The organism is Pseudomonas fluorescens HK44 (assembly GCF_000217955.3).
Classification (GTDB): Bacteria; Pseudomonadota; Gammaproteobacteria; order Pseudomonadales; family Pseudomonadaceae; genus Aquipseudomonas; species Aquipseudomonas fluorescens_AQ.
The window spans coordinates 247,882-261,823 of record NZ_AFOY02000008.1 but is presented as its reverse complement, the minus strand read 5'-3'; the positions used below and the strand labels follow the sequence as shown (position 1 = coordinate 261,823).

Here is a 13,942-nt window from a genome sequence, read left to right as displayed (position 1 = left end):
ATCTGTGTCCAGGGTCGGCAGTCATGCTGCCGACCCTCACAGCCTCCACAATCGACTTGCACAAATCCCCAAAGCAGAACCCACCCCGGCATTGATCGGCTGAGAGCCTGTGGCGAGGGAGCTTGCTCCCGTTGGGCCGCGCAGCGGACCCAAAACCTGCAAGCGCGGCGTATCAGGTAAAACGCATCCGCTGATTTTACGGCTGCTGTGCAGCCGAGCGGGAGCAAGCTCCCTCGCCACAGGAAATCTGCGCATTCAAGAACGGTGTTCATCCAGCGGCATCACGGTCACCTGCACTTCCGGGTCATGGCTGCCGCCGCCCAGTATCACTCCACGCAATGGCGAGACATCGGAGAAATCCCGGCCCCAGGCCAGGGTGATGTGCTCCAGCGCCGGTTGCACGTTGTTGGTCGGGTCGAAATCGACCCAGCCCAGCACCGGGCAAAACACCGAGACCCAGGCGTGGGACGCATCAGCGCCGATCAACCGTGGCTGGCCCGGTGGTGGCTGCGTCAGCAGGTAGCCACTGACGTAACGCGCCGCCAATCCGCGGGAACGCAAGCAGGCGAGCATCAAGTGCGCAAAGTCCTGACAGACCCCGCGCCGACGCTCCAGCACTTCCACCAGCGGCGTCGCGACCTGGGTCGCCTCCGCATCGAAGGTGAATTCACTGAAAATCTTCTCCATCAACGCCTGAACACCCAGCATCAATGGACGGCCCGGCGCAAAACAGCTTTCGGAGAACTCGACGAAGCTGCTCTTCAAGTGCACATACGGCGACTCAAACCGATAGCGGCACGCGTCCAGCAGCTGCGCAGCAATCGGCTGACTGCTGTAGGTCAACGCGCTACGGGTCATGTCCCAGGCCGGCGATTGACTGAAATCGCGCAGTGGCCGGGCCAGCACTTCGACGGTCAGCCGGGCATTGACCAGCAGTTCGTCGTGAGGCCTTTCAAACGCCAGCCGGGTCAGCGGATTGCCAAACACGTCCAGCTCATCGCGGCGCGAAGTCGGCTCCGGGCTGATCTGCAATTGCTGATCGGTGCAACGCTGCCAGGCGCAGTGCCGCGGCCACAAATGGGCGAGCTGCTGGGCCAGCGACACCGGGCTGTCGTAGTGATAATGGGTGTCGTGGAGAATCTGGTAACGGGCGCTCATCAGACAGACACCGTGCGCTGGCTGACATCATCGACATGGGCGAAATGCCGCAATGCAAGGCGATCAGACACCTGATTACTGACATCGGCGATTTCTTGCAGCAGATCCGCCAATCCACTGAGAGCAGCGCGGACGCTGGCTTCGCCGAACAACCCGTTCTCCAGGCAACCGAGATCGAATCGCGCCAGACGCTCGACCAACGAAGGCAACGCCAGATCGCGCGGCACACCAAAGTCATCGTTCAGACGTTTGAGGGTGCGAGTCACCAGTTTCAGCTGGAACAGTACGCCGTGAGGGTTCTGCTCATCGAGCAGCAACACATCGAGCACCGGAATCAATTGCGCCACCGCCAGGTAGCGGGAACGGTAGGTGATGCTGCTGTTGCCCAGCTCCAGCAGCCATTCCAGCCCGGCTTGATCGAAAGCCCCGGCGCCGCGCAGGAACGCGGCCAGGCTGCTGCCGAGAAACTGCAATCGCTCGATCCGCCGCCCGATCATCAAAAAGCGCCAGCCTTCGTCTCGGGTCATGTCGTCCAGCGCAAAGCCCGACAGCGCCGCGAGCGACATGACCAGGCGATTGAGGAAATCCAGCCGCTCGCCAAAATCCGGCTCTTCGGTTTCCAGCACCGTGGCATCGCGCTGCAACTCCACCAACGCCTGCCAGTTCTCTCGCGAGAGTTTGCCGCGCACCTGGGAGGCCGCCCACTGCAAGCGTTGCAGGTTGGAACGCAGGCTGAAGGCCCAGTCATCACCGCACAATGCCGTCAGCAAACGCTCGGGCAATTCACCTTCGTCGGGCAATAACAACAGGCTTTCACCGAGATCGACCGCGGCCTGCAAGGCTTGCGGGTCATCGCCGTCGACGTAACGCGTGAGCATGATCCGCAGCAGCCGCGCGCTGTCGTCGCAGCGTTCGCAATAGCGACCGAACCAGAACAGGTTTTCGACCACCCGCGACGGCAGGTAGGGATCGCGTCGCACCAGATCGTGCACGCCGAGGGTTCGCTGGGCTTTCCATTGCTCGCCCATCGGCGCTCGCTCGCCCAACACCCAGGTGTCCTTGCTCGCGCCGCCGCGCTGCATCGACACCACCTCGGCATCAGCCTCGGCCGCAACCCGGGTCAAGCCGCCGGGCAACACCCGATAGCCGTCTTGACTGGCCACCGCGTAAACGCGCATGCCAATCGCCCTAGGCTGCAACTGGCCGCCTTCGGCTTGCCAGATCGGCGCCTGCGACAGCTGCGCCAGTTCTTGCGCCACATAGGCATAAGGCCGTGCCTGCATGCGCTCGGCGAGGTCCTGGCGCTGTTTTTCACTCAAATCACGGCCCAATACCGAGGCAAAGCTCTGCGAGGGGAACGCCGGCTTGATCAGCAGCTCTGGCAGTTTTTCCAGGGCCTGTGCCAACACCGGAGGCTCGCCGCACCACCAGGTGGCTATGGACGGCAGGATCAGTTCTTCGCCGAACAGGAATTGATTGATCTTCGGCAGAAAGCCCAGCAGCCCCGGCGACTCCAGCACGCCGCTGCCCAAGGCATTGGCCACCAGCACCCGCCCCTGTCGCACCGCGTCAAGCAGGCCCGGCACGCCGAGCGCCGAGTCGGTGCGCAACTCCAGCGGATCGCAGAAATCATCGTCGAGCCGACGCATGATCGCGTGAACCCGACGCAGGCCACTCAGGGTTTTCAGGTAAACCGTGGCATCGCGCACGGTCAGGTCACCGCCTTCAACCAATGGATAACCCAATTGGCGAGCCAGATACAGGTGCTCGAAATAGCTCTCGTTGAATCGTCCCGGCGTCAGCAACACCACCAGCGGCACTTCATCGGCACTCGGTGCCTGGCGCGTGAGGGTTTCCTGCAAGGTACGGAAGAACCCGGCCAAATGTTGTACCTGCAAATCGCGGTACAACTCCGGAAAGGCCCGCGACACGATAGTGCGGTTTTCCAGCGCGTAACCGGCACCGGATGGTGCTTGAGTCCGATCCGCGGTCACCCACCAGCGCCCGTCGGGCGTGCGCGCCAGATCCACCGCGTACAAATGCAGAAAAGCCCCGTCCGGCGGCTGAATGCCCTGACAGGGCCAGAGGAAATTGTTATGACCGAACACCAGTTCTGCCGGCAGCAGGCCTTCGGCAATCAAGCGCTGCGGGCCGTACAAATCCGCCAATACCGCATTGAGCAAACGCGCACGCTGGGCGATCCCGGCGGACAACTGCTGCCACTCATCAGCCGCCATCACATGGGGCAGCAGGTCCAGTTCCCATGGACGATCAGCACCTTTGGGGTCGGCGTAAACATTGTAGGTGACGCCGTTTTCCTGAATCTGCCGTGCCAGCAAAGCTTGCCGTTGCACCAACTGCGCCGGCGTGCTGCGTTGCAACTGATCGAACAGCCGTCGCCAGTGCAGGCGCACCGCACCGCTGTCGTCGAGCAATTCGTGATAAGTGCCCGCCGCAAGCGGGTAACGGTCAAGCAGGTCAGGCATGGAAAGCTCGGCAGGTGCTCAGGAAAAGTCAGATTAACTCACAAACGCTGCAAATATAGTGTGGGAGCGAGCCTGCTCGCGATAGCGTTGGCTCAGCCAGCATCAATGTTGACTGTTGTGACGCCATCGCGAGCAGGCTCGCTCCCACATTGGGTGTCCGTTGTGGCAGCGCCGCGTTCACTCATTTCTTTTCGCAAACCGACGCAAATCGAGCGTCATCGGCAGCTCGTCGTTAAGGGTCAGCGTCGGCACCGGCAAGGTTCCCGGGCTGTGGCCGAGGCGGAAGAACCGCGCCATCCGCCGACTCTCGGCCTCATTGGCGTTTACCGGCAGGCTGTCGTAGTTGCGCCCGCCCGGATGGGCGACGTGGTACTGACAACCGCCCAGCGAGCGTTGCATCCAGGTGTCGAGCAGGTCGAACACCAGCGGCGCGTGCATCGGGATGGTCGGTTGCAGGCAGTTGGCCGGTTGCCAGGCGCGAAACCGCACGCCAGCCACATACTCGCCGACCCGTCCGGTCGGCTGCAGCGGTACCGGGATGCCGTTGCAGGTCAGCATGTAACGCTGCGGTGCCAGGCCTGTGAGCTTGACCTGCAAACGCTCCAGCGACGAGTCGACATAACGCACCGTGCCGCCGGCCGAACCCTCCTCGCCCAGCACATGCCACGGCTCCAGCGCCTGACGCAGCTCCAGCTCGATGCCGCTGACCGCGTAATCGCCGACCTTGGGAAAGCGGAATTCCAGATGCGCGGCAAACCACTCGGCGCGCAGCGCATAGCCGGCGGCGTTGAGGTCGACGATCACATCGGCAAAATCCTGCTCGATGAAGTGCGGCAGCAGGAAACGGTCGTGCAACTCGGTGCCCCACCTCGCCAGCTTGGCCGGCGCATACGGCTCGCGCCAGAACCGCGCCACCAGCGCCCGCAGCAACAGTTGCTGAGCCAGGCTCATGCGCGCATGGGGTGGCATTTCAAAGGCGCGCAACTCCAGCAGACCGAGGCGCCCGGTCGCGCCATCCGGCGAATAGAGTTTGTCGATGCAGAACTCGGCGCGGTGGGTGTTGCCCGTGACGTCGATCAGCAGGTTGCGCAGCAAGCGGTCCACCAGCCATGGCGCGCACTCTTCGCCGGGTTTCGGCATCTGCGCGAAGGCGATCTCCAGCTCGTACAACGCATCGTTGCGTGCTTCGTCCACCCGCGGGGCCTGGGAAGTCGGGCCGATGAAAAGACCGGAAAACAGGTAGGACAGCGACGGGTGGTTATGCCAGTAGCTGATCAGACTGCGCAGCAGATCCGGACGACGCAGAAACGGTGAGTCAGCCGGCGTCGCGCCGCCGAGGACGAAATGGTTACCGCCGCCCGTGCCGGTGTGCCGGCCGTCGATCATGAATTTCTCGGTGGTCAACCGGGTCTGGCGTGCCTCTTCGTAGAGGAATTCGGTGCGCTCCACCAGCTCATCCCAACTGGCAGACGGCTGCACGTTAACTTCAATGACGCCGGGGTCCGGAGTAATGCGCAAGTTGCTCAGGCGTGGGTCACTCGGCGGTTCATAACCTTCCAGCAACACCGGACAGTGCAGTTCCTCGGCAGTGGCCTCGATGGCGCTGACCAGTTCGAGGTAATCCTCGACGCGTTCCAGCGGCGGCATGAACAGGTACAACCGCCCTTCCCGGGCCTCGGCGCAGAGCGCGGTGCGGGTCAGCCAATCGGCGGACTGGTCGACTTTCGGTGTGCGCTCATCGGCGGTGGCCGGCTCGCCATGCACCTGCAACCTGGCAGCGTCGGGCAGTTCCGGCAAGTCCTGATTCGGATCGACCGGGTGCACGAACGGATACTCCGCCGCCGTCACCCACGGTTGCGAAGCCAGCGGCAAGCGATAGCCTAGCGGAGAGTCCCCCGGCACCAATCGGCAATGACTGTCACGCAGGTACCAGCGACCACTCTGCCATTGATCGCCCTTGGCCGTGCGCGCCAGCGGCAGTACTTGGCCAATCACCTTGTCCAGACCTTGACTGAAGACCCTGTGCAGGCGCGCGCGCTCGAGTTCGTCGCTCAGCCGTGAGTCTTCAGCGCTGACGTTGACCGGCAACGCACCTTCGCGCCAGAGGTAGTAGAGGTTGTCTTCGTAGGCCGGAAACACAAAACGCGCAGGCAGTTTCAATCGCTCGGCGACACTCGCCAGAAAATACCCGGCCAAGGTGCCATCGGCACCGTAGTCTTGCTGTTCATCGGCAATCAGCGCGCTGTTGTTCCAGATCGGCACGCCATCTCGCCGCCAGTAGCAGTTCAGCGACCAACGCGGCAGTTGCTCGCCGGGGTACCACTTGCCCTGGCCAAAATGCACCAGGCCCTGCTGCGCGTAATGCTTGCGCAGGCGCTGGAACAGCTCGGCGGACAGCCGGCGCTTGTCTGCCCCGAGCGCGGCGGTGTTCCACTCGGCACCGTCCGGGTCGTCGATGGAGACGAACGTCGGCTCACCCCCCATGGTCAGGCGCACATCGCCCTCTTGCAGGTCGGCGTCGATCTGCCGGCCCAGTGCCTGGATCGCCAGCCACTGGTCTTCGGTGTAGGGTTTGGTAACGCGTGGGGCCTCCCAAATGCGCTCAACCGACATTTCGTGGCTGAATTCACACGTGCACGGTTCGACCAGGCCACTGATCGGCGCCGCGGAGGACGGATCGGGGCTACAGGCCAACGGAATATGCCCTTCACCGGCAAACAGCCCGGAAGTAGCATCCAGACCGATCCAGCCGGCGCCGGGCAGGTAAACCTCACACCAGGCGTGCAGGTCGGTGAAGTCCACCTCGGTGCCGGAAGGGCCGTCGAGGCTTTTGACGTCAGCGGTGAGTTGAATCAGATAACCGGAAACAAATCGCGCCGCCAGCCCGAGGTTGCGCAGCAGTTGCACCAGCAACCAGGCCGAATCGCGGCAAGAACCCGATGCGTGTTCGAGGGTGTATTCCGGAGTTTGCACGCCCGGTTCCATGCGGATCAGGTAGCCGATGTCTTCGCTCAGGCGCTGGTTGAGCGCCACCAGAAAATCCACGGCGGGCAGCGGCGTACGGTCGATGCCGTCAAGGTAGGCCTTGAACGTCGGCGTCAGCGGCAGGGTTTCCAGGTATGGCGCCAGCTCACGCTGTTCGTCGGCGGCATAGGCGAAAGGGATTTTTTCCGCATAGGGCTCAAGGAAGAAATCGAACGGGTTGAACACCGCCATCTCGGCCAGCAGATCGACCTCGATCCGCAGCTCCGTGGTTTTCTCCGGGAACACCAACCGCGCCAGGTAGTTGCCCTGCGGGTCTTGCTGCCAATTGATGAAGTGTTGCTCTGGCGACACTTTCAACGCATAGGAAAGAATCCGCGTACGGCTGTGGGCAGCCGGGCGCAGGCGAACGATCTGCGGGCCGAGTTCGACGGCGCGGTCGTAACGGTAATGCGTGACATGGTGCAATGCGACATGGATAGACACGGCGTGCCTCCTGCGAGCCTTGAGCGTAACGGAAAGCGCGCAAGACTTATGCCAGCTGGCAGCGCTGGCTGCTTTCCCCGTTGGTTTGGCGCAGTGCAGCACTAAATCCGCGCAATGCGAGATTTGCCGTGATGAGGGTTGCACAGAAATGTGGCGGTAAGTCGATCATGATCCGCCTCTGTGGCGAGGGAGCTTGCTCCCGCTGGGGCGCGAAGCGGCCCCCAAAGCAGGCGATGAGGTCCCTCTCTTGGAATGTGCATGCCGGGTTTACGACTGCTGCGCAGCCGAGCGGGAGCAAGCTCCCTCGCCACAGGTATTCATCACTGTGCGGAATGCAAAACGCCAGCCCGAAGGCTGGCGTTTTGTTAACTGGCAAGCAGCGCTTAACGCGGCACTACCGGTTTGCGTGCGGGCTTGGGCCCTTTGCCTTTGGCGGCGTCCTTGCGCTCCTTGGCGGCCTGCTGGTTGCGGGCGAACGCCGCCGCCTTGGCCTGTTCACGCTTGTCCCACGGGTTACCGCCATCGCTGGCACGCGGCGGCAAGCCAGTGTGTTGCGTGAGGATCTTGGTGGTCTTTTCCCCAGCCACTTTATGGCTACCGGCTGGCGTCGAGTTCTTGCGACGGGCGCTCTGGTAACTGTCGGTGGCCGGCTGGTGCAGCGGGATCAACTGGTTCTTGCCCGGCCCGATCAGGTCGGCGCGGCCCATGCGGGTCAGCGCTTCGCGCAGCATCGGCCAGCCTTTCGGATCGTGATAACGCAAGAATGCCTTGTGCAGACGACGCTGCTCTTCGCTCTTGACGATGGTCACGGCGTCACTCTTGTAAGTGACCTTGCGCAGCGGGTTCTTGCCCGAGTGATACATGGCGGTGGCGGTGGCCATCGGCGACGGGTAGAACGCCTGCACCTGATCCGCCCGGAAACCGTTGCCCTTGAGCCACAGGGCCAGGTTCATCATGTCTTCGTCGGTGGTGCCCGGGTGGGCGGCGATGAAGTACGGAATCAGGTACTGCTCTTTCCCGGCTTCCTTGGAGTACTTCTCGAACATCCGCTTGAACTTGTCATAGCTGCCGATGCCCGGCTTCATCATCTGATTGAGCGGACCTTCCTCGGTGTGTTCCGGGGCGATCTTGAGGTAACCACCGACGTGGTGGGTCACCAGCTCTTTGACGTATTCCGGCGACTCGACCGCGAGGTCGTAACGCAGGCCGGAGGCGATCAGGATCTTCTTCACACCCGGCAAGGCACGGGCGCTGCGATACAGCTGGATCAGCGACGAGTGATCAGTGTTGAGGTTCGGGCAAATGCCGGGGAACACGCACGACGGCTTGCGGCACGCGGATTCGATTTCTGGGCTCTTGCAGGCGATGCGGTACATGTTCGCGGTCGGGCCACCGAGGTCGGAAATGACACCGGTAAAACCTGGCACTTTGTCGCGGATCTCTTCGATTTCGCGAATGATCGATTCTTCGGAACGGTTCTGGATGATCCGGCCTTCGTGCTCGGTGATCGAGCAGAAGGTACAGCCGCCGAAGCAGCCGCGCATGATATTCACCGAGAAACGGATCATGTCGTAGGCCGGGATCTTCTCCTTGCCATACGCTGGGTGTGGAATACGGGCGTAAGGCATGCCGAACACGTAGTCCATTTCTTCGGTGGTCATCGGAATCGGTGGCGGGTTGAACCAGACATCGACTTCGCCATGCTTCTGAACCAGCGCGCGGGCGTTGCCCGGGTTGGTTTCCAGGTGCAGCACGCGGTTGGCGTGGGCGTACAGAACGGCGTCACCACGAACCTTTTCTACCGACGGCAGACGGATCACGGTCTTGTCGCGGGTCATCCGAGGGCTCGCCAGAATCTGCACGACCTTGGCTTCTTCCGGATCTTCTGCATTTGAAAAAGTCGCGCCCTTTTCTTGCTCGATAGCGCAGGCAGTGGTGTCTTGCGTGTTGACGTACGGGTTGATGATCTTGTCGATCTTGCCCGGACGGTCGATGCGCGTTGAGTCGACTTCGTACCAGCCTTGCGGCGTATCACGACGAATGAACGCGGTGCCGCGCACGTCGGTGATGTCTTCGATCTTGTGACCGTAGGAAAGGCGCTGGGCGACTTCGACGATTGCTCGCTCGGCGTTGCCATACAGCAGGATATCGGCGCAGGCATCGATCAGGATCGAGTTGCGTACCCGGTCCTGCCAGTAATCGTAGTGCGCGATGCGGCGCAGGGAAGCTTCGATGCCACCGAGAACAATCGGCACGTTCTTGTAGGCTTCCTTGCAGCGCTGGCTGTAAACCAGGCTGGCGCGATCCGGACGTTTGCCCGCCAGGCCACCAGGGGTGTAGGCGTCATCGGAACGGATTTTCTTGTCGGCGGTATAGCGGTTGATCATCGAATCCATGTTGCCGGCCGCGACACCGAAAAACAGGTTCGGCTCGCCGAGCTTCATGAAGTCGTCTTTGGACTGCCAGTTTGGCTGGGCAATGATCCCGACGCGAAAGCCCTGGGACTCCAGCAGCCGGCCGATGATTGCCATACCAAACGACGGGTGGTCAACGTACGCATCACCGGTGACGATGATGATGTCGCAGGAATCCCAGCCAAGCTGATCCATCTCCTCCCTGCTCATTGGCAGGAATGGCGCTGGACCGAAACATTCGGCCCAGTACTTGGGATAGTCAAATAACGGCTTGGCTGTTTGCATGACGATGACCGGTGTTGAGATGAAAAATCGCGGGCGCGGAATATAGCACAAAAATTAACCAATTCCGACGGCTATGGTCGGAAATTGCGAGCCAGATTCGCAGCAAGCTCCTGAGGCATGACACAGCTCTTGTGGCGAGGGAGCTTGCTCCCGTTCGGCTGCGAAGCAGTCGTAAATCCTGAATGTGCGGTATCACAGATAAACTATGGGGGCCGCTTCGCTGCCCAGCGGGAGCAAGCTCCCTCGCCACAAAGCCCCTGCTCAGTTACTCGTCATCGTCGAAGTTATAGCTGCCCGGCGCGAGGTTTTCGAAGCGGGTGTATTTGCCGATGAAGGCCAGGCGGATAAAGCCGATCGGGCCGTTCCGCTGCTTGCCGATGATGATCTCGGCAATGCCTTTGTGTTCGGTCTCCGGGTGATACACCTCATCCCGGTAAACGAACATGATGACGTCGGCGTCCTGCTCGATCGCTCCGGATTCCCGCAAGTCGGAGTTCACTGGCCGCTTGTTCGGCCGCTGTTCGAGGGAACGGTTGAGCTGGGAAAGCGCCACCACCGGGCAGTTGAACTCCTTGGCCAGGGCTTTCAAGGAACGGGAGATTTCGGAAATCTCGTTGGTCCGGTTGTCACCGCTGGAACCCGGGATCTGCATCAGTTGCAGGTAGTCGATCATGATCAGACCGATCTCACCGTGTTCACGTACCAGACGACGAGTCCGCGCGCGCATTTCCGACGGGCTGATGCCGGCGGTATCGTCGATGAACAGCTTGCGATCGTTGAGCAGGTTGACCGCCGAGGTCAGGCGCGGCCAATCGTCGTCTTCCAGGCGACCGGCCCGGACCTTGGTCTGGTCGATCCGGCCCAGCGACGACAGCATACGCATGATCAGCGATTCGCCTGGCATCTCGAGTGAGTAAACCAGTACGGCCTTCTCGCTGCGCAACACGGCGTTCTCCACCAGGTTCATCGCAAAGGTGGTTTTACCCATCGATGGACGGCCGGCGACGATGATCAGGTCAGACGGTTGCAGGCCGCTGGTCTTCTCGTCGAGGTCGGTGTAACCGGTGGACAGGCCGGTGATGGCGTTGTCGGTGTTGAACAAAGTGTCGATACGGTCGATGGCCTTGGTCAACAGGTCATTGACGCTCACCGGGCCACCGGTTTTCGGTCGCGCTTCGGCGATCTGGAAGATCTGCCGTTCGGCTTCGTCGAGAATCTCGGCGGCGGTGCGGCCTTCCGGGTTGAAGGCGCTGTCGGCGATTTCGGTGCTGATGCCGATCAGTTGGCGCAAGGTCGCTCGCTCACGAACAATCTGGGCATAAGCCTTGATGTTGGCGACCGACGGCGTATTTTTTGCCAACTCTCCGAGATAACCAAGGCCGCCGACTTGCGAGGTCTGACCTTCCTTGTCCAATTGCTCGGCCAGGGTCACGACGTCGATCGGCGAGTTCTGATCGGCCAGCTTGGCGATCGCACGGAAGATCAGGCGGTGGTCATGTCGATAGAAATCACCGTCCGAGACCTGATCAAGCACGCGCTCCCAGGCGTTGTTGTCCAGCATCAGACCACCGAGCACGGCCTGTTCGGCCTCGATGGAATGCGGCGGCACTTTCAGCGCGGCGGTTTGCAGATCGTATTGCTCAGGAGCGGAGATATCGTTCATGGCCACTTGGGTTCTTTAGGAAAAGCAGGGGTTGTAAAAAATCAGGAACTGCAGAAAGACAAAGGGCACGACCTGTAAACAGGATCGTGCCCGATGTTACCGGCAAGCACCCAAGGGTGCCAGCCGACAAGTACTACTTAAGCTGCTACCACGACAACGCGTACGGTGGCTTCAACTTCAGCGTGCAGGTGCACGGCTACGTCGAATTCGCCTACGTTGCGGATGGTGCCGTTCGGCAGACGAACTTCGCTTTTTGCAACTTCAACGCCAGAGGCGGTCAGTGCATCAGCGATGTCGTGGGTGCCGATCGAACCGAACAGCTTGCCTTCGTCACCGGCGGTGGCAGTGATAGTCACTTCCAGCTCAGCCAGTTGGGCAGCGCGGTTTTCAGCCGAAGTTTTACGGTCTGCTGCGGCTTTTTCCAGCTCAGCGCGACGCTCTTCGAACGCAGCCAGGTTGGCAGCGGTCGCAGCGGTAGCTTTGCCGTAAGGCAGCAGGTAGTTACGACCGTAACCAGCCTTAACGTTCACTTTGTCACCCAGGTTGCCCAGGTTGGTGACTTTTTCCAGAAGGATCAGTTGCATGTGAAAATCCTCTTAACTTTTAACCTTCACCGTTCGCGCTATCGACGTCTTTCGGCGTCAAACGACCGCGAAAATCAATCAGGCTGTCGACAATGGCCAGGACCACCAGCAACGGATAGATCAGCTGCATAAACAGCAACAGCGTTACGTACAACCCCACCAGCCAAAACCTGGCCAGTCGCTTTTCAGCCACCAGCCCATGAATCAAGGCCAGCCCGGCGAACACCAGCGGTACGCTGCACAACGGCGTCAACATGGCCAGCTGGGAACCGAAGTTCGGCCCCAGAAGCATGCACGCCAGCAGCAACATCGCCGGCCCCAGCGGGATTCGGATGGCGCGAAACTCGCGACCAAAACCACCGGGGTTGTACAACAACGCCTGCCAGTAGCGCCCGACAATCAGGCTCAGCACACTGACGATTTGCAACAAGGCCGCTATCAGGCCGGTCAGGACCGGGGCAATCAGGGCGGCGAGACGCGCTCGCTCCTCTACCGACAATTGCTGGTAGAGGTCACCGAGGGCCAGCGGCAGGATCTTTACCAGTTCCTGCGCCAGCATCTCGATCTGGGGGCGGTACGCCGCACCCAACACCACTGAAAACACCAATCCCATCGCTATGCTGACCAGCAGCACGCGGTTCCAGGACTCACTTGCGCGCAAAACCAACGCAAGGCCCGAAGACCCCAGCAGCACCATGAGTGCGCGTGGATCATCGGAATACAGCCACCAGATCAATGCCGGCAGTATTCCCAGAGCAAGAACGCCAAGGGCGTCCTTCAATCCGCGCCGCAGCAGCACAAGGCTCCCGGCGGCAGCACCCAACCAGTACAACAACGGCAATGCCGCGCATCCAGCCACTACGAGAGTGGCCTGCATACGACCGCGCATGATGAACTCAGCTATGGCGCGCATGCATTCAATCCTTTGCTACGTGTCGACTGCCCGGTCTCAGCGGCCGTGGCTGTCGGTGTAGGCCAGCAGGGCCAGGAAGCGGGCGCGCTTGATAGCGGTGGCCAGCTGACGCTGATAACGAGCTTTGGTACCGGTGATGCGGCTTGGAACAATTTTGCCGGTCTCGGATACGTAAGCTTTCAGAGTGTTGAGATCTTTGTAATCGATCTCTTTCACGTCTTCAGCGGTGAAGCGGCAGAATTTACGACGACGGAAGAAACGTGCCATGTAATAGGCTCCTCAAAAGGTCCGTGGATTACTCGTCAGCGTTATCGCTGTTGTCGCTGTCATCACTGTCAACGCCTTCGGCGTCGGAGTGCTCAGGACGGTCGCGACGCTCACGGCGCTCACTGCGGTTTTCTTCAGCCTTGAGCATCTCGGATTGGCCGGTAACGGCTTCTTCGCGACGGATGACCAGGTTACGGATCACTGCATCGTTGTAGCGGAAGTTGTCTTCCAGCTCGGCCAGGGCCTTGCCAGTGCACTCAACGTTCAGCATCACGTAGTGAGCCTTGTGAACATTGTTGATTGCGTAGGCCAGTTGACGACGGCCCCAATCTTCCAGACGGTGGATTTTGCCGCCGTCTTCTTCGATCAGCTTGGTGTAACGCTCAACCATGCCGCCGACTTGCTCGCTTTGATCCGGGTGGACCAAAAAGATGATTTCGTAATGACGCATGAATGCTCCTTACGGGTTGTAGCCTGCCGCTCAAAAGCGGTCAGACAAGGAGTGAATGACACTTATGGACTTGCCGGCGATAGACACATGCGTGCCTGCCGTCACAGCAAGGGGCGCAATTGTAGAGAAGGGACAGAAGCGGCGCAAGGCAATTGGTGATTATTTGAACAGTTCGTTCACATCACTACTTTTCGCCCCAACACAAACCATTGTGGGAGCAGCCGGGCGGCGTTCCGTCTGCTCGCGATGAGGG

9 protein-coding genes are annotated in these 13,942 nt (G+C 60.8%); all 9 read right to left on the bottom strand.

What is annotated here, in order from left to right:
• Window positions 1-255: 255 nt before the first annotated feature.
• The 9 genes from HK44_RS07690 to rpsF all read right to left on the bottom strand — a co-directional run bounded on the left by HK44_RS07690 (window position 256) and on the right by rpsF (window position 13,689).
• On the bottom strand, window positions 256-1,158 hold the full coding sequence (locus tag HK44_RS07690; RefSeq protein WP_019691519.1) for a transglutaminase family protein: 903 nt from the start codon (window positions 1,156-1,158) through the stop codon (window positions 256-258).
• Window positions 1,158-3,644: a circularly permuted type 2 ATP-grasp protein gene (locus HK44_RS07685; RefSeq protein ID WP_019691518.1), complete on the bottom strand. Its 2,487-nt coding sequence runs from the start codon at window positions 3,642-3,644 to the stop codon at window positions 1,158-1,160. The genes HK44_RS07690 and HK44_RS07685 overlap by 1 nt, the downstream gene beginning before the upstream one ends.
• A gap of 177 nt (window positions 3,645-3,821) precedes the next feature.
• Window positions 3,822-7,112 carry a DUF2126 domain-containing protein gene (locus HK44_RS07680; RefSeq protein WP_019691517.1) on the bottom strand — a complete coding sequence of 1,097 codons (3,291 nt, stop codon included), beginning with the start codon at window positions 7,110-7,112 and terminating at the stop codon, window positions 3,822-3,824.
• A 383-nt stretch (window positions 7,113-7,495) separates the two neighbouring features.
• A complete protein-coding gene (locus HK44_RS07675) occupies window positions 7,496-9,811 on the bottom strand; it encodes a YgiQ family radical SAM protein (RefSeq protein ID WP_019691516.1) in 2,316 nt (771 codons plus the stop codon).
• Between the two features lie 265 nt (window positions 9,812-10,076).
• On the bottom strand, window positions 10,077-11,474 hold the full coding sequence (gene dnaB / locus HK44_RS07670; protein ID WP_019691515.1) for a replicative DNA helicase: 1,398 nt from the start codon (window positions 11,472-11,474) through the stop codon (window positions 10,077-10,079).
• Window positions 11,475-11,611: 137 nt separating this feature from the next.
• Entirely contained in the window at window positions 11,612-12,058 is a 447-nt protein-coding gene (gene rplI, locus HK44_RS07665) for a 50S ribosomal protein L9 (RefSeq protein WP_008157007.1), read from the bottom strand.
• Between the two features lie 19 nt (window positions 12,059-12,077).
• The gene (locus HK44_RS07660) at window positions 12,078-12,971 is read right to left on the bottom strand and encodes a hypothetical protein (RefSeq protein WP_019691514.1); all 894 of its coding nucleotides are present in this window, start codon (window positions 12,969-12,971) and stop codon (window positions 12,078-12,080) included.
• Between the two features lie 36 nt (window positions 12,972-13,007).
• On the bottom strand, window positions 13,008-13,238 hold the full coding sequence (rpsR, locus tag HK44_RS07655; RefSeq protein WP_002551829.1) for a 30S ribosomal protein S18: 231 nt from the start codon (window positions 13,236-13,238) through the stop codon (window positions 13,008-13,010).
• A 28-nt stretch (window positions 13,239-13,266) separates the two neighbouring features.
• Window positions 13,267-13,689, bottom strand: coding sequence for a 30S ribosomal protein S6 (rpsF, locus tag HK44_RS07650; RefSeq protein ID WP_007939579.1), 423 nt, complete (start codon window positions 13,687-13,689; stop codon window positions 13,267-13,269).
• Between the last annotated feature and the right edge of the window lie 253 nt (window positions 13,690-13,942).